Source organism: Cupriavidus sp. MPR-AND1C, from assembly GCF_058809705.1.
The window spans coordinates 14205-37873 of record NZ_JBXASU010000011.1; the positions used below are offsets into that span (position 1 = coordinate 14205).

Annotated in this window: 25 protein-coding genes; 13 read left to right on the top strand and 12 right to left on the bottom strand. The window is 67.6% G+C overall.

The annotated features are described in order from the left end of the window. Nucleotide 1: 1 nt before the first annotated feature. From AC1RWI_RS08995 to phnF, 3 genes are all read right to left on the bottom strand, one after another. Entirely contained in the window at nucleotides 2-763 is a 762-nt protein-coding gene (locus AC1RWI_RS08995; protein WP_492865816.1) for a DUF1045 domain-containing protein, read from the bottom strand. 26 nt (nucleotides 764-789) lie between these two features. Further along, the gene (locus AC1RWI_RS09000; RefSeq protein ID WP_043354791.1) at nucleotides 790-1986 is read right to left on the bottom strand and encodes an alpha-D-ribose 1-methylphosphonate 5-triphosphate diphosphatase; all 1197 of its coding nucleotides are present in this window, start codon (nucleotides 1984-1986) and stop codon (nucleotides 790-792) included. A gap of 93 nt (nucleotides 1987-2079) precedes the next feature. Beyond that, nucleotides 2080-2814 (bottom strand): phosphonate metabolism transcriptional regulator PhnF, encoded by a 735-nt coding sequence (phnF, locus tag AC1RWI_RS09005; protein WP_492865911.1) that lies wholly within the window; start codon nucleotides 2812-2814, stop codon nucleotides 2080-2082. Between the two features lie 196 nt (nucleotides 2815-3010). On the opposite strand from phnF, the gene phnG reads away from it, so the two are divergent. The 8 genes from phnG (at nucleotide 3011) to AC1RWI_RS09045 (ending at nucleotide 9710) form a co-directional block, all read left to right on the top strand. Further along, on the top strand, nucleotides 3011-3529 hold the full coding sequence (phnG, locus tag AC1RWI_RS09010) for a phosphonate C-P lyase system protein PhnG (protein WP_043354795.1): 519 nt from the start codon (nucleotides 3011-3013) through the stop codon (nucleotides 3527-3529). 79 nt (nucleotides 3530-3608) lie between these two features. After that, nucleotides 3609-4187, top strand: a complete 579-nt coding sequence (gene phnH / locus AC1RWI_RS09015; RefSeq protein ID WP_492865913.1) for a phosphonate C-P lyase system protein PhnH — start codon at nucleotides 3609-3611, stop codon at nucleotides 4185-4187. Between the two features lies 1 nt (nucleotide 4188). Beyond that, nucleotides 4189-5343, top strand: a complete 1155-nt coding sequence (locus AC1RWI_RS09020) for a carbon-phosphorus lyase complex subunit (protein ID WP_043354796.1) — start codon at nucleotides 4189-4191, stop codon at nucleotides 5341-5343. Continuing rightward, nucleotides 5340-6251, top strand: a complete 912-nt coding sequence (locus AC1RWI_RS09025; protein WP_043354798.1) for an alpha-D-ribose 1-methylphosphonate 5-phosphate C-P-lyase PhnJ — start codon at nucleotides 5340-5342, stop codon at nucleotides 6249-6251. The genes AC1RWI_RS09020 and AC1RWI_RS09025 overlap by 4 nt, the downstream gene beginning before the upstream one ends. Next, nucleotides 6248-7036, top strand: coding sequence for a phosphonate C-P lyase system protein PhnK (gene phnK, locus AC1RWI_RS09030; RefSeq protein WP_043354800.1), 789 nt, complete (start codon nucleotides 6248-6250; stop codon nucleotides 7034-7036). The genes AC1RWI_RS09025 and phnK overlap by 4 nt, the downstream gene beginning before the upstream one ends. A 2-nt stretch (nucleotides 7037-7038) precedes the next feature. Beyond that, nucleotides 7039-7812 carry a phosphonate C-P lyase system protein PhnL gene (gene phnL, locus AC1RWI_RS09035; RefSeq protein ID WP_419188914.1) on the top strand — a complete coding sequence of 258 codons (774 nt, stop codon included), beginning with the start codon at nucleotides 7039-7041 and terminating at the stop codon, nucleotides 7810-7812. 72 nt (nucleotides 7813-7884) lie between these two features. Beyond that, on the top strand, nucleotides 7885-9126 hold the full coding sequence (locus AC1RWI_RS09040) for an alpha-D-ribose 1-methylphosphonate 5-triphosphate diphosphatase (RefSeq protein ID WP_492865820.1): 1242 nt from the start codon (nucleotides 7885-7887) through the stop codon (nucleotides 9124-9126). Next, on the top strand, nucleotides 9123-9710 hold the full coding sequence (locus AC1RWI_RS09045) for an MOSC domain-containing protein (RefSeq protein ID WP_236702214.1): 588 nt from the start codon (nucleotides 9123-9125) through the stop codon (nucleotides 9708-9710). The genes AC1RWI_RS09040 and AC1RWI_RS09045 overlap by 4 nt, the downstream gene beginning before the upstream one ends. Nucleotides 9711-9761: 51 nt before the next feature. Here the strand turns inward: AC1RWI_RS09045 and AC1RWI_RS09050 are convergent, their stop codons facing one another. Next, on the bottom strand, nucleotides 9762-10034 hold the full coding sequence (locus AC1RWI_RS09050) for a hypothetical protein (RefSeq protein WP_043354803.1): 273 nt from the start codon (nucleotides 10032-10034) through the stop codon (nucleotides 9762-9764). A 374-nt stretch (nucleotides 10035-10408) separates the two neighbouring features. On the opposite strand from AC1RWI_RS09050, the gene AC1RWI_RS09055 reads away from it, so the two are divergent. Further along, nucleotides 10409-11548 (top strand): AGE family epimerase/isomerase, encoded by a 1140-nt coding sequence (locus AC1RWI_RS09055; protein WP_043354805.1) that lies wholly within the window; start codon nucleotides 10409-10411, stop codon nucleotides 11546-11548. A gap of 12 nt (nucleotides 11549-11560) precedes the next feature. Here AC1RWI_RS09055 and AC1RWI_RS09060 read toward each other — a convergent pair whose 3' ends face one another. Beyond that, entirely contained in the window at nucleotides 11561-12280 is a 720-nt protein-coding gene (locus tag AC1RWI_RS09060; RefSeq protein ID WP_043354807.1) for a Crp/Fnr family transcriptional regulator, read from the bottom strand. A 343-nt stretch (nucleotides 12281-12623) separates the two neighbouring features. Here AC1RWI_RS09060 and AC1RWI_RS09065 point away from each other — a divergent pair, with 343 nt between their 5' ends. After that, entirely contained in the window at nucleotides 12624-13262 is a 639-nt protein-coding gene (locus tag AC1RWI_RS09065; RefSeq protein ID WP_492865824.1) for a copper resistance protein CopQ, read from the top strand. Nucleotides 13263-13292: 30 nt separating this feature from the next. Here the strand turns inward: AC1RWI_RS09065 and AC1RWI_RS09070 are convergent, their stop codons facing one another. Next, on the bottom strand, nucleotides 13293-14153 hold the full coding sequence (locus AC1RWI_RS09070; protein ID WP_043354809.1) for a LysR family transcriptional regulator: 861 nt from the start codon (nucleotides 14151-14153) through the stop codon (nucleotides 13293-13295). 135 nt (nucleotides 14154-14288) lie between these two features. Between AC1RWI_RS09070 and mdtD the strand changes: the two genes are divergently transcribed. Beyond that, nucleotides 14289-15737 carry a multidrug transporter subunit MdtD gene (mdtD, locus tag AC1RWI_RS09075; protein WP_492865826.1) on the top strand — a complete coding sequence of 483 codons (1449 nt, stop codon included), beginning with the start codon at nucleotides 14289-14291 and terminating at the stop codon, nucleotides 15735-15737. A 47-nt stretch (nucleotides 15738-15784) separates the two neighbouring features. Here the strand turns inward: mdtD and AC1RWI_RS09080 are convergent, their stop codons facing one another. The 4 genes from AC1RWI_RS09080 to AC1RWI_RS09095 all read right to left on the bottom strand — a co-directional run bounded on the left by AC1RWI_RS09080 (nucleotide 15785) and on the right by AC1RWI_RS09095 (nucleotide 19441). Further along, nucleotides 15785-16183 carry a hypothetical protein gene (locus AC1RWI_RS09080; protein ID WP_492865828.1) on the bottom strand — a complete coding sequence of 133 codons (399 nt, stop codon included), beginning with the start codon at nucleotides 16181-16183 and terminating at the stop codon, nucleotides 15785-15787. A 79-nt stretch (nucleotides 16184-16262) separates the two neighbouring features. Beyond that, nucleotides 16263-16949, bottom strand: a complete 687-nt coding sequence (locus tag AC1RWI_RS09085) for an alpha/beta hydrolase (RefSeq protein ID WP_492865830.1) — start codon at nucleotides 16947-16949, stop codon at nucleotides 16263-16265. Between the two features lie 258 nt (nucleotides 16950-17207). Further along, nucleotides 17208-17495 (bottom strand): hypothetical protein, encoded by a 288-nt coding sequence (locus tag AC1RWI_RS09090; RefSeq protein ID WP_043354816.1) that lies wholly within the window; start codon nucleotides 17493-17495, stop codon nucleotides 17208-17210. A 170-nt stretch (nucleotides 17496-17665) separates the two neighbouring features. Continuing rightward, nucleotides 17666-19441, bottom strand: coding sequence for an FAD-dependent oxidoreductase (locus AC1RWI_RS09095; protein ID WP_043354818.1), 1776 nt, complete (start codon nucleotides 19439-19441; stop codon nucleotides 17666-17668). A gap of 518 nt (nucleotides 19442-19959) precedes the next feature. Between AC1RWI_RS09095 and AC1RWI_RS09100 the strand changes: the two genes are divergently transcribed. After that, entirely contained in the window at nucleotides 19960-20376 is a 417-nt protein-coding gene (locus AC1RWI_RS09100) for a hypothetical protein (protein WP_043354819.1), read from the top strand. 343 nt (nucleotides 20377-20719) lie between these two features. Here AC1RWI_RS09100 and AC1RWI_RS09105 read toward each other — a convergent pair whose 3' ends face one another. Further along, entirely contained in the window at nucleotides 20720-21616 is an 897-nt protein-coding gene (locus tag AC1RWI_RS09105; protein ID WP_043354820.1) for a DMT family transporter, read from the bottom strand. A gap of 82 nt (nucleotides 21617-21698) precedes the next feature. On the opposite strand from AC1RWI_RS09105, the gene pdxR reads away from it, so the two are divergent. Beyond that, the gene (gene pdxR / locus AC1RWI_RS09110) at nucleotides 21699-23144 is read left to right on the top strand and encodes a MocR-like pyridoxine biosynthesis transcription factor PdxR (RefSeq protein ID WP_492865833.1); all 1446 of its coding nucleotides are present in this window, start codon (nucleotides 21699-21701) and stop codon (nucleotides 23142-23144) included. Nucleotides 23145-23228: 84 nt separating this feature from the next. Here pdxR and AC1RWI_RS09115 read toward each other — a convergent pair whose 3' ends face one another. After that, nucleotides 23229-23666, bottom strand: coding sequence for a helix-turn-helix domain-containing protein (locus tag AC1RWI_RS09115; RefSeq protein ID WP_043354824.1), 438 nt, complete (start codon nucleotides 23664-23666; stop codon nucleotides 23229-23231). Between the last annotated feature and the right edge of the window lie 3 nt (nucleotides 23667-23669).

The window sequence follows — 23669 nt, forward strand, 5'->3', positions numbered from 1 at the left end:
CTCATGCCGCGGCTTCCAGCAGAGCCGCTCCGGCGGCATCGGTGGTGCTGCCATCAAAGCCATAGTGGCGGGCGGCCAGGAAGGGCGCATCCGGTGCGCTCTGCACGAACAGGCTGACGTCGCGTACTGTCATCGCTTGCTGGAGCAACGGTCCGCTCGCGGCCTGCAGCATGGCGATGGCGCTGTCTTGCTCGGCTTCGTCGAGCAGCCCCGTGAGCGTGATGTGGAAAATAAAGGTCTCGAACGCGTATGGGTAGCCCCACGCATCCAGCATACGCCGGGCTGGCTCGCTCAGTTGCCCTGGCTTGCGGCGTGCCAGCTCGGCGGGGGTGGGCGGCGCGCGGAAGCTGTCGAACTCGCGAACCGCTGCGTCCGCCAGCGCGTGCATGCGCGCATTGGCGCTGGCGTCGCCGCCGAGGCACCAGGCCAGGAAGCCCCGCAGGTTATGCAGTGCTAGCGGTACCGCGAAGGGTTGGCGGTCCAGCGCGAAGGCGCGCATGGCGGCGTCCAGCCCGGCAGGCGTTTGGCCATCCGCCAGCCGGAACGGGGCCTTGAGCGTCGCATGCAGGCCATAGTGAGCCGGTGCTTCAGTCCAGCGGGCGATGTGGGCCATGCGGCGGGCATCGTCGGGTACGGTGCGCGCGATCGCCTCCCCTGTTTCGGCACTGCGGCCCAGCCATTGCTCGCCCACCCGCCGAAAGGGCGCGGCGGGATTGAGGTAGATGGCGTAGCGGTAAGCCTGTGGCAATGGATTGTTCGACATCGGGCTTGGCATCCTGTGCATGCGGGTCAGGCCGCGCGCCGCGCGCCGCCGGCCTGCACCAGCGGGAAGGCACGCGTGGCGTGGCGCAGCACACCGCCGACAATGGCGGCGCAGACCTGGGGCAGGGCGGGATCGCGGTCGTCGACGATGATGGCGTCGGCACGCAGGCCGGGGCTGAGCGCGCCGCGGTCGTTCATGCCGGCGGCGCGCGCCGGATTGCGCGAGACCAGGTCCCAGGCCGCCGGCAACGGCAGCACGCCGAGCTGTGCTACGCGGAACGCGGCTTGCAGGGGCGCCGGGTAGTAGTAGTCGGAGGCCAGCACGTTGCACAGCCCGGCGGCGATCATCTCGGTGGCATCCGGGGCGCCGGTGTGGCTGCCGCCGCGGATCACGTTCGGCGCGCCGAACACAGCGTGGTTGCGCAACGCGTGGGCGGCGCGGGCCACATCCACGGTGAGCGGGAATTCCGCCACGGTGCAGCCTTGCTGGTGGTAGCGCTGGCGGGTGGCGGCGTCGCCGTCGTCGTGCGAAGCGACTTGCAGGCCGGCGGCGCGGGCGGCGGCAATCAGCCGTGCCACGCCTTGGGGCACCCCGCCGGCCTGCGCGGCCGCTTGCTCCAGGCGCTGGCGGAAGATGACCGGGTCGCACTCCGCGCGGTCCGCGTACTGCGCCAGCTTGCGCGTGTCGTGCAGGCGGGTGGCCATCTGCGGCAGGTGGTCGTTGATGGCCAGGAAGCGCACCTTGCCGCTATCGATCCAGGCCAGTGCGGTTTCCAGCCCGGCCAGGTGATGCGCCTCGAAGCGCAGGTGCACATGGTGTTGCGCGCCAAGGGTGCCGCGCATGCGCTCCAGGCCGTCGAACATGCGCTGGGCGTAAGCCTCGCCGCGCAGGCCGCCCTCCCACGATAGCGTCACGCCGTGCAGCTCGGTGGTGATGCCATGGGCGAGCAACTGGCGGTCCACGTCGAACAGCGCGCTGGTGTACGGAAAGCTCACGCCGGGGCGCGGCATCACGGCACGCTCGAAGGCGTCGCCGTGAATGTCCACGATGCCAGGCAGCACCAGCAGGTCGCCCGCATCGAGGACCGGCCCAGCCGTGCTGGCCGGCCCCGCCAGGCATCCGTCGCGCAATGCGAAGGCGGCCGGCGCAATGCCGTTGGCGGTGAGAACGCGGCGGCCGCTCAGGCCGGCAAGGGTGGGGTGAGGTGCGTGATTGGTATCCATGCTGGCGACCTTAGCGCGGGCAGATGACAAACAGATGTCTAGACCAATTTGATCGGTAGGACGTGCGTTCCAAACGGCGGGCGATTGCGCATTTTAGTCCTGGTCGGCTACGGTCAGCTGAACCCAGTCGCCGGCAAAGCGCGTCACGCTGTATTGCAGCGGCGCGCCGTTCAGGTCGACGTTGAGCGCCTCCACCTGCAGGATCGGCCGCGTCTTGGGCTGGTTGAGCTGGCGGGCCACCGGCGCCGTCGGCATGGCGGCGGTGATGCGCGACCACTTGCGCGTGTAATCGGTAATGCCGTAATGGGCCAATGCCTTGGAGATCGACTGGCGCGCGCGCATCTGCGCGTCCATGTCGGCAAACCGCGTGGCATCGAAATAGTGTTCGGCCACGTCGATGGTGCGGGCTTCGGCCTTGCCCAGCATCTGCACGCGCAGGATGGGCGCGCTGCGCGTCAGGCCCAGATGCTTGGCGATATCGGGCGCGCGCAACGTTTGCGATTCCAGCACCTCGATGTGCCCGCGCATGCCCTGGCTGGCCAGGTTCTGCGAAAAACGCGTGCGCCGCCCGATGGCGTAGTCGATGGCGTGTTCCTGCACAAAGGTGCCCCGGCCTTGCTCGATGCGCACCAGCCCGTTTTGCTCCAGCTCGCCCATGGCGCGGCGGATGGTATGGCGGTTGACGGCGAAACGCGTGGCCAGCTCTGGCTCGGGCGGCAGGCGCTCGCCCGGGACATAGAGCTTGTTGCGGATGTCAAGCGCCAGGGCCTCGCCGATCTGGCGCCATACCGCAACTCCCGAACCTCGCTCGACTTCCTGTTCCACCATCGTGTCCCGCCTTTTCGTCATCCTGCGTTAATCATTTGCGTGCTTCAATAGGATGCGATTGTGCCTCAACCTGGCCATGCCGTGCACGGAGCGCAAGCGCACGGCATGGCGTCATGAAAGCTTCATCTGGCTGTGTTGTAGTTCGGCCATGGATGGTATTCTACATCTAAACGTATAGACGTATAGGGGATGTGAAATGGATCGAACCGATACCGAAGCGGGCACGCAGGCAGGGGAGGCGGCCCGGCAGCAAGCGGATCGCGCAGCTCAAGCGGCTCAAGCAGCCCGCGCCGCCTGGCTGCGCGTGCTGGCTCTGGCAGCTCCCGATGCCCTGGCGCAGGCCGTGGGCCGCCTCGGCGCGCTGCCGGCCTACCGCCTGCTGCGCAAGCCGCAGAGCGGCATGGCCATGGTGCGGGGGCGCGCCGGCGGCACGGGGGCGCAGTTCAACCTCGGTGAGGTCAGCGTGACGCGCTGCGCGGTGACGTTGGAGCCTGGCGTGGTCGGGGTGGGTTATGTGCAAGGCCGCACACACGCCCAGGCGGAGCAGATTGCCGTGCTGGATGCGCTGCTGCAGTTGCCCGATTGGCATGCGCGCGTGCAGGCCGAAGTGGTCGCGCCGTTGGCCCGGGCGCGCACGGCGCAAGGCGAACACAAAGCCGCCGTGGCGGCGCAGACAAAGGTGGAGTTTTTTACCATGGTGCGTGGAGAGGACTGAGATGTCAGGCCAAACGATTGCCGCCCAGACGGCTGGATACGACAACGTGCCCGCGGGGCGGCACGGCGCGCTTGCGCCGATGCTGCTGCCTGGCTTCGATGATGCGGTGCCATCGGCGCAGCGGACCTTCCGCGCCGCGCTGGATGCCATGTCCCACCCGGGCAGCATTGGCGAGCTGGCCGAGCCGTGCGGCGTGCCGCAGGGCTTGTCCCCGGGCTTGAGTGCACTGCTGCTCGCGCTGGTCGACAGCGATACGCCGCTGTGGCTGCCGCCCGAGACGCCCGAAGGCGTACGCGCCTTCCTGCGCTTCCATTGCGGCTGCCCGCTGGTGGCGCAAGTGGCGCAGGCGGCCTTCGTGGTAGTGCCGGCCGGCCATGCCGTGCCCGATCTGGTGGCTTGCGCCCAGGGCGATCCGGCCTACCCGGACCGCTCCGCCACGTTGCTGATCGAGGTCGCATCGCTGGACAGCGGCCCCGAGGTCACGCTGCGCGGCCCGGGCATCGAGACCCACGCCACGCTGGCCGTGCAGGGCTTGCCGGCCGATTTCTGGACCCAGTGGCAGGCTAACCATGCGCGTTTCCCGCTCGGCGTGGACGTGCTGCTGACCAGTGGCAGCGCCCTGTGCGCACTGCCGCGCACCACCCAAGCGGAGGCTTGATATGTACGTTGCCGTCAAAGGGGGCGAGCGCGCCATCCTCAATTCGTACCGCATGCTGGATGACTACCGCCGTGGCGACCGCTGCGTGCCGGAGCTGACGCTGGCGCAGGTGCGCGAGCAAATGCCGCTGGCCGTGTCGCGCGTGATGGCCGAAGGCTCGCTATATGACCCGCACCTGGCCGCGCTGGCGATCAAGCAGGCCGCGGGCGACCTGATCGAAGCCGTGTTCCTGCTGCGCGCCTATCGCACCACGCTGCCGCGCTTTGGCTATTCGGTGGCGCTCGATACTGGCGCCATGCGCTTGCAGCGCCGGATCTCGTCCACCTTCAAGGACGTGCCGGGCGGGCAGGTGCTGGGGCCGACCTACGATTACACCCAGCGCCTGCTCGACTTCACGCTGGAAGCCGAGCGCGAGAACGCGCCGCTGCAGGCCGCGGCAACCACGCTTGACACACGCATGCCACGCGTGACGGACCTGCTGCGCCAGGAATCGCTGATCGAGCCGGAGACCGTGCCCGAGCACGACCCCGCGCCGCCCGACCTCACGCGCGAGCCGCTGGAGCTGCCCGCGGCGCGTCCGGCGCGCTTGCAGAACCTGGCCCGCGCCGATGAAGGCTTCCTGCTGTCGATGGGCTACTCCACCCAGCGCGGCTACGGCAACTCGCACCCGTTCGCGGCAGAGATCCGCTACGGCGAGGTAGAAGTGGAACTGTTCGTGGAAGAGCTGGGCTTTGCCGTGACCATCGGCGAGATCGAGGTCACCGAATGCCAGATGGTGAGCCAGTTCGCCGGCAACGCGCAGGAAGGGCCGAGCTTTACGCGCGGTTACGGCCTGGTGTTCGGCTATGGCGAGCGCAAGGCCATGTCGATGGCGCTGGCTGACCGCGCCATGCGCGCCGCCGAACTGGGCGAAGCCGCCGATGCGCCTGCCAACGACGTGGAGTTCATGCTCTACCACAGCGACAACGTGGAGGCCTCCGGCTTCGTGCAGCACTTGAAGTTGCCACACTACGTGGATTTCCAGACCAATCTCGAACTGCTGCGGCGCCTGCGCGCCGAGCGCGGGCAGGACGTGCCGTCCCCGGCGCCCACGCCGCCCGGGCAAGACGAAGCCGTCATCTCCCAAGTGCTGGCGCAGGAGGCCATCGCATCATGACCGACACCAATGCCAACACCGTCGTGCGCGACGAACACTACAACTTCGGCTACCTGGACGAATCCACCAAGCGCATGCTGCGCCGCGCACTGCTCAAGGCGGTGGCGATCCCCGGCTACCAGGTGCCCTTCGGCAGCCGAGAGATGCCGCTGCCCTACGGCTGGGGCACCGGTGGCATCCAGGTCACCGCCTCCATCATTGGCGGCGACGATGTGCTCAAGGTGATCGATCAGGGCTCGGACGACACCACCAACGCCATCAATATCCGCCGCTTCTTTGGCCGCGTGACAGGCGTGCAGACCACCGAGCGCACCGCACAAGCCACGATCGTGCAGACCCGTCACCGGATTCCGGAAACACCGCTGGCGAAGGGCCAGATCATGGTGTTCCAGGTGCCCATCCCGGAGCCGCTGCGCTGGCTGGAACCGAGCGAGACCGAGACCCGCACCATGCACGCGCTGGCCGAATACGGCGCGATGCATGTCAAGCTGTACGAGGACATCGCCCGCCACGGGCGCATTGCCACCACTTACGACTACCCGGTGATGGTCAACCAGCGCTACATGATGCGGCCGTCGCCCATCCCCAAGTTCGACAACCCGAAGCTGGACTACAGCCCGGCGCTGATGCTGTTCGGCGCGGGGCGTGAGAAGCGGGTCTATGCGGTGCCACCCTTTACCAGCGTGAAGAGCCTGGACTTCGACGACCATCCGTTCGCGGTGGAGACGTGGGATGGCTGCTGCGAACTATGCGGCTCCACCGACAGTTATCTCGATGAAATCATCACCGACGACGCGGGCGGGCGCATGTTCGTCTGCTCCGATACCGAGTACTGCGCCACCCGCCAGGAGCAGGGTGAGACCGGGCCCAACGGCGCGGCAGCCAGCGCACGCAAGGAGGCCGCATGAGCCGCACCGATCCGCACCAGCCGCTGTTGTCCGTGCGCGGCCTGACCCGCACCTGGGACGGCGTGCATGGCTGCCACGATGTCAGTTTCGATCTGTTCCCCGGCGAAGTGCTGTGCGTGGTGGGCGAATCCGGCTCGGGCAAGAGCACCTTGCTGCAGGCGGTGTCCTGGCAGGCGGCGCCGGAATCCGGCAGCGTTTGCTACGACACCCGCGAGCAGGGGCTGGTTGACCTTGCCACGCTATCCGACGCCCGTCTGCGCCTGCTGGCGCGTACCGACTGGGGGTTCGTGCGCCAGAACGCGCGCGATGGCCTGCGCATGCGGGTGAGCGCCGGCGCCAATATCGCCGAGCGCCTGATGGCCGTGGGCGGGCGCCACTATGGCGCGCTGCGCGAAGTGGCCGGCACGTGGATGGAAAAGATGGAGCTCGACCTGGGCCGCCTTGACGATGCGCCGACCAGCTTCTCCGGCGGCATGCAGCAGCGCTTGCAGATCGCCCGCAACCTGGTGACGCATCCGCGCCTGGTGTTCATGGACGAGCCCACCGCCTCGCTCGACGTCTCCGTGCAGGCCCGCCTGCTCGACCTGCTGCGCCGCCTGGTGGCGGACCTTGGGCTGGCTGCCATCATCGTCACCCACGACCTTGCCGTGGCGCGCCTGCTGGCGCACCGCACGCTGGTGATGCAGGGCGGGCGCGTGGTGGAAAGCGGCCTGACCGACCAGATCCTCGACGATCCGCACCATCCGTACACCCAGTTGCTGGTGTCTTCCATTCTGCAGGGCTGATCATGACGCAAGACGGCTACAACCATCAAGGCATGGCTGCCGACGCCCAGCGCATCCAGGTGCGCGGCCTCGGCAAGACCTTCATCCTGCACAACCAGGGCGGCACGCGCCTGCCCGTGCTGCAGGCCATCGATTTCGATGCCGCCGCTGGCGAATGCCTGGTGCTGGCTGGCAGTTCCGGCGCGGGCAAGAGCACGCTGCTGCGCTGTCTGTACGGCAACTACCTGGCCACCGAAGGCAGCATCCGCATCCGTGACAACGACGCGTGGGTGGAGCTGACCCGCGCGCCGGAGCAACGCATCCTGCAATTGCGGCGCGAGGTGATCGGCTATGTCAGCCAGTTCCTTCATGTGATCCCGCGCGTGAGCACGCTCGACGTGGTGGCCGAGCCGCTGCAGCAGCGCGGCGCCAGCGCCGACGAAGCGCGCGAGCGTGCCGCGGTGCTGCTGGCGCGGCTGCAGGTGCCGGGCCGGCTGTGGAGCTTGCCGCCCGCGACGTTCTCGGGCGGTGAGCAGCAGCGCGTGAACATCGCGCGCGGGCTGATCGGCGGCCATCCGGTGCTGTTGCTCGACGAGCCGACCGCCTCGCTCGACGCGGGCAACCGCGCGGTGGTGGTGGCGTTGATCCGCGAAGCGCTGGCCGAGGGCCGGTGCCTGGTCGGCATCTTCCATGATGAAGCCGTGCGCGAGGCGGTGGCCACCAGGCTGCTGCCATTGCACCCGCCGGCTGTCCTGGAGGCCGCGCCGGCCGGCAAGCTTGCGGCTGTCGCGGGCTGAGCCATTTATCCCGATCGCAGCTATTCGCTCCCAAGCGTTTCCACTTGTTCCCAATCGTTCCCGGAACCGACCATGCTTCCTGCTTACCTGACTCATGCACGGATCGTCTTGCCCGATGGCGTGCTAGCTGACAGCGCCTTGCTGATCGATAACGGCCACATCGCGGCCATCGAGCCTGATGCCGCCGCCGTGCCGCGCACTGCCCAGGTGATCGACCTGCGTGGCCAGACGCTGCTGCCCGGCCTGGTCGACCTGCATTGCGACGCCATCGAGAAAGAAGCCGAGCCGCGCTCGCAGGTGATGTTCCCGCTGGATTTTGCCGTGGCGCAGATCGATCGCCGCAACGCCGCCGCGGGCATCACCACGCCTTACCATGCGATATCGTTCGCCGGCAACTCGTTCGGCGTGCGCAACTTCGACACCGCCGGCGAGCTCGTGCGCGCCGTGGCCGCCTTTCGCGGCCACAGCCTGGTGGATAACCGCATCCATTGCCGTTATGAAGTCACCGACGCCAGCGCGTTGCCGGTGCTGGAGCAACTGGTGGATTCCGGCCTGGTGGATCTGGTCTCGGTGATGGACCATTCGCCCGGGCAGGGCCAGTTCAAGACACTGGAGGCTTACCTGGCCTACATGATGGGCAACCACGCCATGAGCCTCGAAGAGGCCCACGCTGCCGCTGCCAGGAAACTGGTGGAGCAGGAGGGCGCACTGGACCGGGTTGAACGCCTGCTGGCACTGGCCGCGCGCACAGGGGTGCCGGCCGCGAGCCATGATGACGACTCGGCGCAGCGTATTGCCACCATGCATGCGCTGGGCGTGCGCATGAGCGAGTTCCCGATCAACCTGGAGACGGCGCAGGCCGCCAAGGCAAAGGGGCTGCCGACCATACTTGGCGCGCCCAACGTGCTGCGTGGCCAAAGCCAGAGCGGCTCCATGCGCGCCATCGACGCCATCAACGCCGGTGTGGCGGACTGCCTGTGCTCGGACTACCAGCCATCCACGCTGATTGCCGCCGCCTTTGCCGCGGAACGCCTCGCTGGCCTGAGCTTGCCACAGGCTGCCGCGCTGGTCAGCGCCAACCCGGCCGCGGCTTGCGGCTTGTCCGATCGCGGGCGCATCGGGGCCGGGCTGCGTGCCGACCTGGTGGCGGTCGCCATGGTGGCCGGCCAGCCGCTGGTGACGCATACGTGGTCATCGGGCCGGCTGGTATTTGCCGCGCGCTATCCGGCGGGCGCCCTGGCGCCTGACGGCACGGGCGTGGTCCAGATGCCGGCGTCCGACGCACCAGGCGAACCAAGGCGTGCGGCGGCATGACCATGGCGGCCGATATTGGCAACGGGTGGGCCGAATCGCCGCAGGCGGGCAGCGTGGCCGCGGTAAGCCTGAGCGCCACGCACACCTTCAGCAAGACGGTGACGCCGGTCATCCGCCTGCTGGCCGGGCTGGGCGTGGAGGGTGACGCGCATCTGGGGGAAACCGTCAAGCACCGTTCCCGCGTGGCGGTGGACCCGAGCCAGCCGAACCTGCGGCAGGTTCACCTGCTATCGGTGGAACTGCAGGCGATGCTGCTAGCCGCTGGCCATGCGGTGGCGCCGGGCGCGCTGGGCGAGAACATCACCACGCAGGGCATCGACCTGCTGGCGCTGCCAACCGGCGCGCGGTTGCACCTGGGCGAGACCGCGCTGGTCGAGATCACGGGGCTGCGCAATCCCTGCGCGCAGATCGAGCACTTCCAGCCGGGCCTGCTCGCGCGGGTCCTGGGTCGGGACGATGAAGGCAAGCTGGTGCGCAAGGCCGGCGTCATGGGTATCGTCGTGGCCGGCGGACTGGTGCGCGCGCACGACGCGATCCGCGTGACGCTGCCGCCCGAGCCTCACCGGAAGCTGGATCGGGTCTGAGCAGGGTGCGAGGATGAGGGTACGGGTGAGGGTGGAGTGGCCCCACAGTGTCTAGCGGTGCGACGCGCGGACCGTCCCGTGGAGGGAGCCGTGCCAGTCGCCCGGTATGTCGGGGAAGATCTCGCACTCGCCGCGCACGATCAGTTCCACCGTCGCGCAGACGCCCTTGACGCCGCGCGGGCCGACGCAGACCAGGCTGTGCGGGTGTTCCGAATGATTGGGAATGGCGTACACGCGCATCCCTTCCTGATAAAGGGGATGCGCGGGCAGCCTGGCGTTGAGTAGTTCGACAAAACGCAAGGGGCTTACAACCGGCTTTTCCATCTTGCTCTCCCATGGGGCATGGGCGCGACCTCCGGCGGGCTCCGGATGGGCCGAAGGTGCTTGGTGAACGGACTGGACGGGAGGCGGGGGGCCTTCCGTCCATGTCACCTGCACGAACCAGGAATGTGGCCAGGACGCCGCGACAGGCGCGGAATACGGCGCAAAAGCCGCTTACCGCGGCGATCGATTCAAGGGGCCACGCCGTAAGGTTAGGCGATTTATTGGCGGGATCAAGCTTGCCGTCGGCGTAAAAGAGCTAGTGGGGCGAAGGCGGCACTCAGCGGCCGCCACCGCCGCTCGGGAAGGCCGGCTGGCGGGCTGAGGTATATTCCACGGGTGGCAGATACGCGCCTCCTACCGATTTCCTTTTCCGCATGAACGTTACGCCACCCCTTGCCACCGCTGGTGCTGATCCCAAGGCCGCTTCCTTTGCCGCATTGCGCGCGCACTACGATGGCGTCGTCCTGCCGCTCTGGACCGGGCCGGGCTGGAACGCCACGATGCAGCTGCCCTACGAGGCGCTGTCCGGCACCGACCAGCAGCCTCTGCCGGTGGCGCGTTACCGCGCCATGGCCTGCGCGCGCCAGCTCTATGTATTTTCGCAGTGCGATGGCACCGATGGGGCCGCCCATGCCGCGCGCCTGTTCGCATCGCTCGGGGGCCGCTTTGCCGATGGCGGGCAGGGTGGCTTCATCTACAGCATCGATGCGCAGGGCCAGCCTCTGGATACCACCAAGGACCTGTACACCCACGCCTTCGTCGTCTTTGCCTGCGCGGCGTATTTCAAGCGTTCGGGCAGCGCGCAGGCGCGTGCCTTGCTGGATGGCGCCACACGGCTGATCGAGGCGCGATTCGCCACCGCGGACGGCCTGTACCATGCCGCGCTAGCGCAAGATTTTCGCCCGCTAGGCGGGCCGCCCCAGCAAAACCCGATCATGCACCTGACCGAGGCCTACCTGGCGGCGTTCGAGGTCACCGGGGAGCGTTTTTATGCGGACCGGCTGGCGGGCATTGCCGCCGCCGTGCTGGCCACCTTTGTCGATCCGGCGACGGGTTGCATTGCCGAGTTGCCGATGTGCACCGATCGCGCCGGCAACCGGGTCGAGCCCGGCCATCAGTTCGAGTGGTTTTCGCTGCTTGCCAGCGCGCCCGCGTTGTTCGAGGACTCCGGGCTTGCGCAAGCGCTGGCGCGCGCCTTCGGCTTTGCCATGCAGCATGGCGTCGACACCAGCACCATGGGCGTAGCCGCGGCGCTGCATCTGGATGGCTCGCCCAGAGACCCGATCCAGCGCATCTGGGCGCAGACCGAATTCGCGCGGGCGCTGGCGGTGCGCGGCGACAGCGTGGCGCTGGCGCACCTCCAGGCCTGGCTGAAAGCCTACCCGGCGCGATTCCTGCACGCGGGCGGCTGGCATGAGTGCCTCTCGCCGGCCGGCAAGGTGGAGCGCGCGGAGATGCCTTCGACCACGCCGTATCACCTTGCCACGGCTTACCAGGCGCTGCCGCGGGATTGACGCCCTGGCCGGTCAGCCGGCCGCGCGGCTGAGCAGGCGGTCGAACTCGCTGCGCACGATACGGTAAGACTCGCCGGAAAAGTCTTCCAGCCCGGCTCGGTTGATCACGGTGATATGGCCGCGGCTGTGGCGGATCATGTTCAGCTCCGCCAGCTTGCCCACCGCCTCGGTCACGCCCTCGCGGCGCACGCCGAGCATGTCGGCAATGGTCTGCTGGGTCACGTCGAGCTCATTGCAGGGCGAGCGGTCCAGCGCCAGCAGCAGCCAGCGGCACAACTGCGTGGTCAGCGAGTGGTGGCGGATGCAGACGGCCGTCTGCGACACCTGCGTGAGCAGCGCCTGCATATACAGCAGGGCCATGCGCTGCAGTGCGGGCAGCTCGGGGTAGATCGCGCGCAGCTCGCTCGCGGCGACGCGAAACCCGGCGCCGGTCCTGCGCACTTCGATCCGGTTGGGCATGGTTTCGGCGCCGGTCAGCGCGGGCAGGCCCACCAGCCCCTCGCGGCCCACGCAGGCCAGCTCCACGGTGGCCCCGCTTTCCTGCAGCGACATCATCGAGATCACCGCCGTGCTCGGGAAATAGAGATGCCGGATGCGTTGGCCGGAGTCGCTCAGCAGTTGCCCTGTGCGCAGGCTGACGCTGTCCAGGCGCGGCAGAAGCAAGCGGCGCTCGCGTGGTGGCAAGGCGCCCAGCAAGTGATTGCCGGACAAATCCAGTTCGGTGTCGGTCATCCCGTTGTCTCCCCAAGTCGAAAGGGTCGCGGCTGCTGCGCCAGCCGACTGGCTTTTTCTGTTCGGTATGCCACGCAGCCGGGGCTTGACCCGTTAACGTATTAAGCTTCATGCGTGCGCCTGCCGACAGTGGCCGTAGGTTGGAGATCGCCACGGTATTGGGGGGATGTGCTTTTGGCTGGATTCAACCCTGGGTTCCTACTTTTGACGTAGGAGGGTTTAGGTGGCCCGGGCGCCGCACGGGGAGGCGGCGGGCGGACCGGCGCAAAGAACCTGAAAAAAACCTGTAAGTTCCTGCGGGTGGCGGCGACGAATGGGCACATTCACCCAGTTGGAGATTGCCATGTACCCGAACCTCACCAAGTCGCCCGCCAAGTCGCTCACCAAGTCACTGTTCGCCGCCGCCATCGCCGGCGCCGTGCTTGCCCTGGGCAGCGCCCAAGCTGCCAGCCCGGCTGCCCATGGCGCCACCAGCGTGCGCGACATCTACAGCGACGGGGCGCGCACCGCGCCCGTGGATGCCTTCACCGATGGCGCACGGAGCGGGCGGTTCGATGCGTTCACCGACGGTGCCCGCGCCCGCATGGCGGATCCCTTTACCGATGGCGCGCGCATTGCCGGCCTGGACCGCACTGGTCCTTCCGCCGATCCGGCGCGCAGCATCGACCCCTTCGTCGACGGCGCGCGCAAGCTCGATACGTTCACCGATGGCGCCCGCATCGCCGGCCTGGATCGCGCTGGCGTATCCGCCGATCCGGCGCGCAGCATCGACCCGTTCGTCGACGGCGCGCGCAAGCTCGATACGTTCACCGATGGCGCCCGAATTGCCGGCCTGGATCGCGCCGGCGTATCCGCCGATCCGGCGCGCAATATCGACCCGTTCGTCGATGGGGCGCAGAAAGTGGCTGGCATGGATACCCGCGGCGTCTCGGCGTCGCCGGCCCGCAGCTTCAACGTGTACCAGGATGGCGCGGATGCGTGAGCCGCGCGCGGCCCAATGCGCCGGGGCCGGCTACTCGTCCAGCCAGGACCCGCGCAAATCGCTCTTTTGCAGCAGTTGCAGCAACGTTTCGGCGGGCCGGCTCAGGCGGCCCGCGCGCAGCGAGATGAATTCCACCTCCGGCAGCGCCGGCAGGCTGTCGCCGTTGACCAGCGGCGACAGCCCGCGCCCGGACAGGTATTGCGCGCGCACCGTAATGCCCAGCCCGCCGCGCGCGGCGGCGATACAGCCCGAGTGACTGCTGCTGGTGCAGACGATCTGCCAGCGCATCCCCGCCTTGGCCAGCGTATCGAGCACGATGGCGCGCGTGACACTGGGCTCGGGCACCAGGATCAGCGGCAGCGGCTGGCGCAGGTCCGCCACCGTGCCGGGCCGGGCTAGCCACTCCAGCTTGCCCCTGAACAACGGAGACCCGCGCCGGTCGCCTTCGCGGCGCTTGCCGATCATCAGGTCCAGCGCGCCGGCATCCATCAGCTCGTAGAGCTTGCCGGTCATGCCGATGGTGATTTCCAGTTCCACGTCCGGATGCGAGTTGCGAAACGCCGCCAGCACATTGGGCAGGGGGCCCAGCGCGAGGTCATCGGAAGTACCCAGGCGCACGCGGCCTTGCAGGCGCGGCGCGTTGAACTGGGACTCCGCGCGCGCAATGGCATCCAGGATCAGCCGCGCGTGCGCCAGCAGCGCCTCGCCGTCGGCGGTCATCGTCAAGGTGTGGGTATCGCGCACAAAGAGCCGGCGCCCGACGTGCTGCTCCAGGCGCCGGACGTGGTCGCTGACGCTGGATTGGGAGAGGCCAAGCTGGCGCCCCGCGTCAGTAAAACTGTGCGCGGCGGCTACGGTGGCGAAGGTCTTGATCCAGACAGGATTGAGCATGCCGCATTGTCATCGGATTTTCCGATGACAGTCAATATACCTAGCGGGGTTCCCGATTGGCATGGCCGGTATTAACATCGGCTGCATTCCTGGCACTGGTTTTGCCCCGGCCGCTTCTTCCGCGGTCCATTCCAGATGCCGCGCCGGTCATTGTCCCTGATTGCCGGCACTTGCCTCGAGACGTACCAGATGACCAGCCAAACCTCGCAAAAGGCCATGTTGTGGATCGTCGCAGCGGGCTTCTTCATGCAAACGCTCGACACCACCATCGTCAACACCGCGTTGCCCGCGATGGCGCGCAGCCTCAACGAAACCCCCCTCGACATGAAGCCCGTGGTGGTGGCCTACACGCTGACCATGGCCATGTTCACGCCGGCCTCGGGCTGGCTGGCCGACCGCTTCGGCACCCGTCGCGTGTACTTCGCCGCGATCCTGATCTTTGTGCTGGGCTCGCTGTTCTGCGCAGGTGCGCAGAGCCTGGACCAGCTCGTGATCGCCCGCGTGATCCAGGGCGTGGGCGGCTCCATGCTGCTGCCAATCGGCCGGCTGGCGGTGCTGCGCAGCGTCCGCGGCGAGCAATACATCGCGGCGCTGGCCTTTGTCTCGGTGGCGGGGCAGGTCGGGCCGATCTTTGGCCCGGTGCTGGGCGGCTGGATCGTGCAGTCGGTGGCCTGGCACTGGATCTTCCTGATCAATGTGCCCGTGGGCGCCATCGGGCTGCTGGCGGTATTGCGCTACCTGCCCGACCACACCGTTGGCCGTGCGCCACCGTTCGACTTTGTTGGCTGCGGCTTGTTGTCGCTTTGCATGGTGGCGTTCTCGCTGGCGCTGGACACCCCGCACGAGGCTAGCCACGCGGCATGGAGCGGCAGCCTGTTCGCGCTGAGCCTGCTTTCCGCGCTGCTTTACATCCCGCATGCGCGGCGCCGTCAAAACCCGCTGTTCCGGCTGGCGCTACTGCGCGAGCCCAATTTCAGCGTGGGCCTGGCCGGTAACCTCGTGTGCCGCATCGGCTCGGGCGCGGTGCCGTTCCTGATGCCGTTGCTGCTGCAGTTGCAGATGGGGTATTCCCCGCTGCATTCGGGGCTGATGCTGCTGCCGGCCGCACTGGCCGGCGTGGTCGCCAAGCGCTGGATCGTGCCGCTGGTCAAGCGTTTTGGCTATGACAACTTCCTGCTGGTCAACACGGTATTGGTAGGTGGCTCGATCGCTTCGTTCGCGGCGATTGCGCCCGGCTGGCCCGTGGGCCTTGCCATTGCGCAGCTCGCCCTGTTCGGGGCCACCAATTCCATGCAGTTCGCTGCCATGAACAGCGTGACGCTCAAGGGTTTGAGCGTGGAAGACGCGGGCAGCGGCAACAGCCTGTTCTCGATGGTGCAGATGCTGGCAATCGGCCTCGGGGTCACCATCGGCGGCGGGCTGGTCAGCATGTTTACCGCCCAGATGGGCGTGGCCGGCACAGCTTACCGGCTGGCGTTCTTTACCGTGGGCATGATCACGCTGCTATCGGCGCTGGTGTTCCGCCGGCTCGATGTCGAGACACTCGACAAGAGCCGCAGCCCGGCCAGTGTAGCCAGCCGCTGACGCGCCATGGCGCGACGCGATGCGTCGCGCACCGGCTTGCCCGCTCATCATTCAGTCACGCCGTTCTCATGCAGCAACCGCTCGCATTCGTCGAGCAGGTCGTGTGCAAAGGCCGACTGGTAATTGGGGTCCAGTGCTTCCATCATTTCGTGAGCGGTGTACAGCCCGGCCTCGCGCGAGAGCGTGCCGGCGAGCTGGCGCGCGAACTGATCGCTCAGTTGCGACAGCAAGCGCCGCTCGGCCAGCGCCAGTTGCAGCCTGGAACGCGACAGCCACAGGCTCGCGAGGGTGGCGCCCTGGGCATCGGTCATCCATTGGCGGTGTTCGTAGAATGCCGACAAGCGCTCGGCGGCGAGTGCAAACAGCAAGGCCTTGCGGGTATTGAAGTCGAGCTTGAGCGCGGGGGCTGGCGTGGGAGCCGAAGCGCCGGGGGGAGAGGTTTTCATGATGACTTGCAAATCGTGCGGTGGGGCGCGAGCCTACCACGCTATCCGCTATCCGATGTGGGGGCGACGTCCGTGCGGGTCAGGATTTCCCGGCCGCCGCGAAGCGCGCATTCAGCCAGGCGCCGATCGCCTTGATCTCTTCCAAGCAGACCGAGTGAGACATGCGGTAGGTGTGCCATTCCACCTTGCAGCCCAGTTTTTCCACGGTGTCGCGCGCCAGCAGGCCGAGCTGCACGGCCACCACATCGTCCTCGGTGCCATGTCCGGCAAAGATCGGCGTGGCGCGGTTGGCCTCGCTGAACTCGGCGGCAAGCATTCCCGGCGCGGGGATATAGGTGGAAAGGGCGATGATGCCGCCCAGCGCTTCGGGATGCGTCAGGGCTGTGGTATAGGCCACGGCCCCGCCTTGCGAGAACCCCGCCAGCACCACGCGGTGGCTGGGCACGCCGCGCTGGTTCTCCCGCGCGATCAGGGCGCGGATGGCATCGCGGGAGACCCGGATGCCGGCCTCGTCCGCATGGCGGCGGGCGTCATCGAGCGACTGGATGTCGTACCACGCCGGCATGACGTAGCCGCCGTTGCAGGTAACCGGGATGGCCGGCGCATTGGGAAACACGAAACGCACGCCGGGCGCGTACGCCAGGCCCAGCTCCGGCACCACGGGCACGAAATCGCTGCCGTCGGCACCTAGCCCGTGCATCCAGATGACCGACCACGTGGGTGACGGCGTGGTTTCGATTTCAATGGCTGGCAGCAGTGCGCTCATTTCGATGTTCCTTGTTCCCATATCCTGATCGGGCCCCCTTGCCGGCACGGCGAGCGTGCTGGGTGCCACTGCCCGGTGCGGGGCAATGCGTCTGTGCGGATGGCACTGGGGTGGCCGCGTGAGGCGGCAAGTATCGCACAGCGCCGGCGCGGTGCCGGCGGCTGGGCAATCGGGAACGCTTCAGCAAGCGCCGCGTGTCATGCGAGCGGATGGCCGCAGCGGCTTCAAGCCGCGCGGCCATGGCCTGACGGCAAACCGTCAGGCTGCTGAAGGTACGGTAGGCACCGTGATGAGGCCGGGCGCGGAGCGGGGCGCTTGCGCATGCTCCGCGGCGACGGGGGCGCGCCGCTTGTCCACGACGCTCTCGACGCCAGAGGCGGCCACCTCTTCCAGGAAGGCGACGAGGTCGCGGTAGTAGTCGACCTGCATCTGTGCCTCCAGCAGGCGACGTTCGGCTTGGAATAAGGTAAGCCGCATTTGCTGCAATTCCCTTGCTGCGATTTTCTCCGGGGTGGGCGGACTAAACATGTCTGCAAGCGAACGCATGGCAACCTCCCGCTATCGACGGCTTCGAATTGAAGCTTCTGCCATGCAACCAATATAGTAAATAAACGCGCATTTCAGGCCCTGTCGCGCGCCGTCCACACGGTCGATTGCCGGCGCGCGGCGGCAGGAGTAGATTGATCGTCCGGTGTTTGCAAGGCAGCTGACAGTGCTTACATGGCAAGCGTTCCCGGCTCCGGCTGTTTCATTTTTTCCAGGTAGCCGTGGATCTGCGCGACCACCGCCGCGCCTTCGCCCACGGCCGCTGCCACCCGCTTGGTGGACCCCGAGCGCACGTCTCCGATTGCAAAGATGCCTGGCACACTGGTCTCCAGCGTGGATGCCGGCATGGTGCCTTCATGCGCCGTGTCTGTGCCGGTCAGCACGAATCCCTTTGCGTCCACGCGCACATTGCAGCTGGCGAGCCATCCCGTATTGGGATCGGCGCCGGTAAACAGGAACAGATGCCGGACCGGCACCTCGGTCACACGATCGCTGCCGCGCGAGCGATAGGCGATGGTGGCCAGGCGTTCTTCCCCGCCCAGGGCTACGATCTCCGTGCCGGTATGCAGTTCGATATTGGGCTGGGCCGCGATGCGCTCGATCAGGTAGCGCGACATGCTGGCCTCCAGCCCCGATGCCCGGATGAGAATGTGCACGCGCTTGGCGTGCGCGGCCAGGAATACAGCGGCCTGCCCTGCGGAATTGCCGCCGCCCACCAGCACGACCTCTTCGCCGCTGCACAGGCGGGCTTCCACCGGGGAAGCCCAGTAGTAGACGCCGCGTCCTTCATAGCGATCGAGTGCGGCGATGGCGGGGTGGCGATAAGCCGCGCCGCTGGCAATGACCACGGTCCTGGCTGCAATCTTGCGGCCATCGCTCAATTCGATGCGCTGCGGATGCGTGCCGCAATGCAGGGCCGTCACCTGCAAGGGAATGGCAAGGTGCGCGCCGAACTTCTGGGCTTGCACAAAGGCCCGGCCGGCCAATGCTTGCCCGGAAATACCCGTGGGGAAGCCCAGATAGTTCTCGATGCGCGAGCTGGCGCCGGCCTGGCCGCCAGGTGCAAGGCTGTCGAACACCGCAACGCACAGGCCCTCGGACGCGGCATACACCGCGGTGGCGAGACCCGCCGGACCGGCACCCACCACGATCACATCGTAGATATAGTCCGGGTCGAATTCGGGCAGCAGGCCCAGGCAGGTGGCAAGCTGGCCCGCGTCCGGGCATCGCAGCACCGCGCCGCCGGGGCAGATCACCAGGGGAAAGTCGCCGGGCGCGGCGGCGGTGAAATCGAGCAGGGAGCACGCATCGGGATCGGTATCCGCGTCGACCACGGTATGGGGATAGCCGTTGCGCCGCAGGAACGCCTGCAGGTGCAGCAGGTGCGCGTCGCTGCTGCGGCCCAGCAGCGTCGGACCATTGCCGCGCTCGATCAGGCCAACGCGGCGCAGGATCAGCGCACGCATGATGCGCTCGCCCAGTTCGGCTTGCGCGACCATCAGTGCGCGCAGCCGATCGGGTGGAATCGAGATGGCCTCGACGTCCTCCAGCGCCAGGCCGTCGACCAGCGCGGGCTTGCCCGATAGCTGCCCCACTTCGGCAAGGAAGCTGCCCGGTCCGTGCTCGCCGACCACCGACGCACGGTCTCGCGCGTCGCGCTGCAAGACGCGCACGCGGCCCCGCAGTATCACCACCATGCCGTGGGCGGGGTCGCCGGTGCGAAACAGGTATTCATTGGCGCGCCACTGCCGCAGTGTGCCGAAATGCTGGAGTCCCACGATCTCGGCGGCGGTAAGCAGGGGCCACATCTGGTGGCGCCGCGACTCCATTGGGGAGAACGCTGCGGTGGCTGCCTCCTGCTCGATGGCCAGCCCCGCGGCAACGATGGCTTGCGGGTCAGGGGGTTCCAGGCTTCCGATAGCGTTGTCTGCGTTGTCTGCGCTCATGGCTGTAAGGCCTCCCGGTGGCACCGCGCTGGCGCCGGTGCGGATGAGTCGAGTGCTGCCGATGCGTGGGCGGGGATGCTCGGGCATGGCCCGGAGAGTTTGCTCGCGATGCCGCGATGCGGCAATCCCTCGTTGTCCGCGCACCCCCAAAAGCGTAGTACACGCGCGGCGTCAAGGGCTTGTAGTTCTGAATAGTGACTCATAAATACCTTTTCAGTTGGTGCCGCTTATGTCATTGGTGGATATCGTAAGTACAACCTAGTAAAAACCCTTGACTATCTACTTACAGGTAGATAAGATGTGTCCCATGGATGCCGCAACAAGGTAACGCTAAACAGACATGGCCCAGCCAGCCGGTTTCCAATGCAGCAAACAAGTAACAAAGACGAAAGTCATTTTTTTTGCTCCGCTTCTCTACCTAGTGATAGGTAAGAAGGCAAAAAAACGACGAACCAGCTAAAACCCGGTCCCCGCGGCCAAAGCAGACCCCCGGACCCATGCTTCGATTGGAGAACATCATGAACACCAAGCTTTTTGCCAAGTCCCTGCTCACCGCCGCCACCCTCGCCGCAGCGTTCGCTGCTGGCCATGCCCAGGCCGCCGCAACCGTTACCGCCGACAAGTACGGCTATGAATACCGCACCCGCGACGTCTACAGCGATGGCGCCCGCAGCGGCAAGTTCGATGCTTTCACCGAAGGCGCGCGCGCGGGCAAGGCCGATCCGTTCACCGATGGTGCCCGCGTTGGCAAGACCGATCCGTACACGGAAGGCTTCCGTACCGTCGCAGGCCTGGATCGCAGCGGCGTGTCGTCCGAACCCAGCCGCAAGTTCGACCCGTACACCGACGGCGCCCGCAACGACAAGCGCAACCCGTACTTCGACGGTGCCCGTAGCGGCGCACGGGACGTGTACACCGACGGCGCAAGGGCCTGAGTCAAAACCGGCACCTCTCAGGTCTCGATGACCGAGGTGCCGGACTGCATGCATCACCCCGTGGCGTCACCGTAACGACGCGCGGATACCAGGAGCGCATCATGAACCGTTGGCAGAGTTTCCGGATGTTGGCAGGCTGGGCGCTGGTTTGCGTTGCCAGCGGCTCCATGGCCACCGTAGTGGCACAGGCACTGCCGGCCTGAGGGTCCCTGGGATCCACGGCATCCGTGGTAAAGAAGGCATATCGCGGCGTCCCCACGCTGCCTGCGAATCGGCGCGCCCATTGTGGCGCGCCGAAGCTTTTTCCGGGCCGCTTGAGGCAGGGCAGGTCAATGCATTCTGTCTAGCTTGCCAGGCGCTTGCTCCATCCGCGCGCAATGCCCGTTGTGAGGGCGGTGCCGGCCAGGATCACGGCGCAGCCCGGCAGCATCGACGGGGTGATGCGCTCTCCCAGGAACAGCGCACCCCACAACACACCGAAGGCCGGGATCAGGAATAGCGCGGTCATTGCCCGCGCGGGTCCCGCCTTGGCGATCAAGCGAAAGAAGAGCACATAGGCCAGCGCGGTGCAGGCGGCGGTCAACGCGCCCAGCGCCAGCCACGCGTGCGCACTTGGCTGCGTGGCCGGCCACAGCCAGGCTGCAGGCGCGCACAGCAGCAGAGCCGATGCGAGCTGGCTGCCCGCTGCCACCGTCAGCGGCGGCACGTCCGCCAGGTACTTGCGGGTGAAGTTGGCGGAGAAGCCATAGAGCAGGGCAGCGGCCAGGCAGGCCAGCGCAGCCAGGCCGGCGGCCTTGCCCGCGGCGCCTTGCTGCAGCCCAGCCTTATCCCACACTAGCCACAACACGCCGGCGAAGCCCAGGGCCAGCCCGGCTATGCGCGGCGCTTCCAGGTTTTCACGCAGCCACAGCCAGCCGATCAGCGCGGTAAACAGTGGCGTGGCCGCGGTGAACATGGCGGAAAGCCCGGCGGGAATGGTCAGCGCGGCAAAGCTGAACAGCACGAATGGCAGCGCGGAATTCGTGATCCCTACCACGGCGATCGCCCACCAGCGGCGGCGCAGGCAGGCCAGCCCGCCCCGCCAGGCCAGCAGCGGGAGCAGCAGCAGGGCCGCACCGCCGGCGCGCGCGCCCGCCAGCGGCACGGCGCCGAACTCACCCGCACCCAGACGGATAAACAGGTAGGAGGCGCCCCACAGGGCGGCCAGCGACAGCAACATCGAAAGCTCGGAGCGTTTCATTTCCAGGCACCTCATGGGGGATGACAGGGCCAGGATAAGACGGCAAACTGGTACCAGAAAAGAGCCAGAAATTAGGAAATTTATGGATCCAGAGTTCGCCTTCCCGATCCGCTTGCCGGCACCCGGCTCGCGCCATTTGCTGCGTAGCCTGCACGGCCAGCTTAAGGAGGCAATCCTGGACGGGCGCCTGCGCCCCGGCTTGCGCCTGCCTGCTACGCGCGCGCTGGCCCAGGCCTGCGGCGTGTCGCGCAACACCGTGGTGGCCGCCTACGACCTGCTATTGAGCGAGGGCTATGTGGTGGCGCGCGATCGTGGCGGCACCTATGTGGCGGGGTTGTTGGCACCCGCGCGCGAGCCAGCCCCGCAGCCTGGCGCGCCCGGGGATGAGCGCCGGCTGGCCGCGTTCTGGCGCGCGCCGCCCTTGCCGCCTCGGGAAGCTTCGCCGCTGGTGCCGCGCTTTGATTTTCGCGTAGGCGTGCCAGGCCTGTCGGCATTCCGGGCAGACCTGTGGGGGCGCCTGACGGCGCGCGCAATGCGCACGATGGCCCATGCGCCGGTGGCCTATGCCGACCCGCAGGGGCAGCCCGCGTTGCGCGAGGCCATTGCCAGCCACGTCTCGTTCGCGCGCGCGGTCGCCTGCCAGGGTGGCGACGTGGTGGTCACGGCGGGCGCGCAGCAGGCCTTCGACCTGCTGGCCCGCGTTCTGGTGACGCCCGGGCGCACCGTGGTAGCGGTGGAGGACCCGGGCTACCCACCGGCCCGCGCGGCCTTTGCCGCCGCCGGCGCCCGGATCGTGCCGGTGCCGGTGGACGCGCAAGGGCTGGTGGTGGACCGGCTGCCTGCCGATGCGCGGGTGATCTACGTCACGCCATCGCACCAGTTTCCCCTTGGCCATGCCATGTCAGCGGCGCGGCGCGCGGCCTTGCTTGCGTTCGCGCAGGCGCACGGCGCGGTCATCGTCGAGGACGACTACGATGGCGAGTTTCGCCACGGCGAGCGCCCGCTCGACGCCTTGCAGACCCTCGATCGCGCCGAATCCGTGTGCTACGTCGGGACATTCTCCAAGAGCCTGTTTCCTACGCTGCGGCTGGGCTTCGCGGTGGCCCCACGGTGGGCCCGCCAGGCGCTCACGCTGGCCAAGCAGTGCAGCGACTGGCATTGCGCTGCCACCGCGCAGGACACGCTCGCCGCGTTCATCGCCGAAGGGCACCTGGCGCGCCACGTTCGCAAGATGCGCCGGCTCTATGGCGTGCGCCGCCAACTGCTGCTGGATACGCTGCGCGCGGATTTCAGCGGCCGGCTCGATCCGGTGCCCTGCGCCGCCGGGCTGCATCTGGCCGCGCTATGCGTTGGCCATGCCGATCCAGAACCGCTGGCGCAGCGCGCGAGGGAGCAGGGCGTTTGGGTCTGGACCACGCAGGAGTACTACCTTGGCCCGCAGGATCGCCCGGGCTTGCTGTTCGGCTTCGGCGCGATCGACGAAGCGGGCATCGCGGCGGGGCTAAAGGCGCTGCGCAAGCTTTGGTGAGGGCCGGCGCGGTCGAGGCTGGATGCTCGGCACGCGAACCTATCACAGCGTGAGCATGGCCAGCCCGATGGCGCGAACTTCGCGCTAACTCCGCGGTGACCGCGGCGCCTTCTTCGGCGGCGCGCCAAGGGCGCCGGACGCGGCGGCCTGCACGATGCGGCGGAAGGTGGGGCATTCCATGTGGCTAGGCGCCGGACAGGCGGCGGCGTGGCGCAGGCCGTCGCGCATGGCGCTGAGCTTCCTGATCGTCCTGTCCAGTTCATCCGCCTTGGCCGCGAGCATTTGCCGGTCGATGCGCGGCTGCCCCTGCGGCGCGAACATGAGGGCAATTTCGTTGAGCGCGAAGCCGGCGGCGCGCCCCAGCGCGATCAGCGCCAGCCGTTCCAGCACGCCGGCATCGAACAGGCGGCGCAGCCCGCGCCTGCCGGTAGAGGCAATCAACCCCTTTTCCTCATAGAACCGCAGCGTCGATGCGGGAACGCCGGACTGCTGCGCCACTTCGGCTATGTCTAGGCTTTTCACCCT

Excerpts from the sequence above, each read along its gene's own strand:
- AC1RWI_RS08995 (WP_492865816.1), bottom strand. The coding sequence starts at position 763 with ATGTCGAACAATCCATTGCCACAGGCTTACCGCTACGCCATCTACCTC.
- AC1RWI_RS09000 (WP_043354791.1), bottom strand. The coding sequence starts at position 1,986 with ATGGATACCAATCACGCACCTCACCCCACCCTTGCCGGCCTGAGCGGC.
- phnF (WP_492865911.1), bottom strand. The coding sequence starts at position 2,814 with ATGGTGGAACAGGAAGTCGAGCGAGGTTCGGGAGTTGCGGTATGGCGC.
- phnG (WP_043354795.1), top strand. The coding sequence starts at position 3,011 with ATGGATCGAACCGATACCGAAGCGGGCACGCAGGCAGGGGAGGCGGCC.
- phnH (WP_492865913.1), top strand. The coding sequence starts at position 3,609 with ATGCTGCTGCCTGGCTTCGATGATGCGGTGCCATCGGCGCAGCGGACC.
- AC1RWI_RS09020 (WP_043354796.1), top strand. The coding sequence starts at position 4,189 with ATGTACGTTGCCGTCAAAGGGGGCGAGCGCGCCATCCTCAATTCGTAC.
- AC1RWI_RS09025 (WP_043354798.1), top strand. The coding sequence starts at position 5,340 with ATGACCGACACCAATGCCAACACCGTCGTGCGCGACGAACACTACAAC.
- phnK (WP_043354800.1), top strand. The coding sequence starts at position 6,248 with ATGAGCCGCACCGATCCGCACCAGCCGCTGTTGTCCGTGCGCGGCCTG.
- phnL (WP_419188914.1), top strand. The coding sequence starts at position 7,039 with ATGACGCAAGACGGCTACAACCATCAAGGCATGGCTGCCGACGCCCAG.
- AC1RWI_RS09040 (WP_492865820.1), top strand. The coding sequence starts at position 7,885 with ATGCTTCCTGCTTACCTGACTCATGCACGGATCGTCTTGCCCGATGGC.
- AC1RWI_RS09045 (WP_236702214.1), top strand. The coding sequence starts at position 9,123 with ATGACCATGGCGGCCGATATTGGCAACGGGTGGGCCGAATCGCCGCAG.
- AC1RWI_RS09050 (WP_043354803.1), bottom strand. The coding sequence starts at position 10,034 with ATGGAAAAGCCGGTTGTAAGCCCCTTGCGTTTTGTCGAACTACTCAAC.
- AC1RWI_RS09055 (WP_043354805.1), top strand. The coding sequence starts at position 10,409 with ATGAACGTTACGCCACCCCTTGCCACCGCTGGTGCTGATCCCAAGGCC.
- AC1RWI_RS09060 (WP_043354807.1), bottom strand. The coding sequence starts at position 12,280 with ATGACCGACACCGAACTGGATTTGTCCGGCAATCACTTGCTGGGCGCC.
- AC1RWI_RS09065 (WP_492865824.1), top strand. The coding sequence starts at position 12,624 with ATGTACCCGAACCTCACCAAGTCGCCCGCCAAGTCGCTCACCAAGTCA.
- AC1RWI_RS09070 (WP_043354809.1), bottom strand. The coding sequence starts at position 14,153 with ATGCTCAATCCTGTCTGGATCAAGACCTTCGCCACCGTAGCCGCCGCG.
- mdtD (WP_492865826.1), top strand. The coding sequence starts at position 14,289 with ATGCCGCGCCGGTCATTGTCCCTGATTGCCGGCACTTGCCTCGAGACG.
- AC1RWI_RS09080 (WP_492865828.1), bottom strand. The coding sequence starts at position 16,183 with ATGAAAACCTCTCCCCCCGGCGCTTCGGCTCCCACGCCAGCCCCCGCG.
- AC1RWI_RS09085 (WP_492865830.1), bottom strand. The coding sequence starts at position 16,949 with ATGAGCGCACTGCTGCCAGCCATTGAAATCGAAACCACGCCGTCACCC.
- AC1RWI_RS09090 (WP_043354816.1), bottom strand. The coding sequence starts at position 17,495 with ATGCGTTCGCTTGCAGACATGTTTAGTCCGCCCACCCCGGAGAAAATC.
- AC1RWI_RS09095 (WP_043354818.1), bottom strand. The coding sequence starts at position 19,441 with ATGAGCGCAGACAACGCAGACAACGCTATCGGAAGCCTGGAACCCCCT.
- AC1RWI_RS09100 (WP_043354819.1), top strand. The coding sequence starts at position 19,960 with ATGAACACCAAGCTTTTTGCCAAGTCCCTGCTCACCGCCGCCACCCTC.
- AC1RWI_RS09105 (WP_043354820.1), bottom strand. The coding sequence starts at position 21,616 with ATGAAACGCTCCGAGCTTTCGATGTTGCTGTCGCTGGCCGCCCTGTGG.
- pdxR (WP_492865833.1), top strand. The coding sequence starts at position 21,699 with ATGGATCCAGAGTTCGCCTTCCCGATCCGCTTGCCGGCACCCGGCTCG.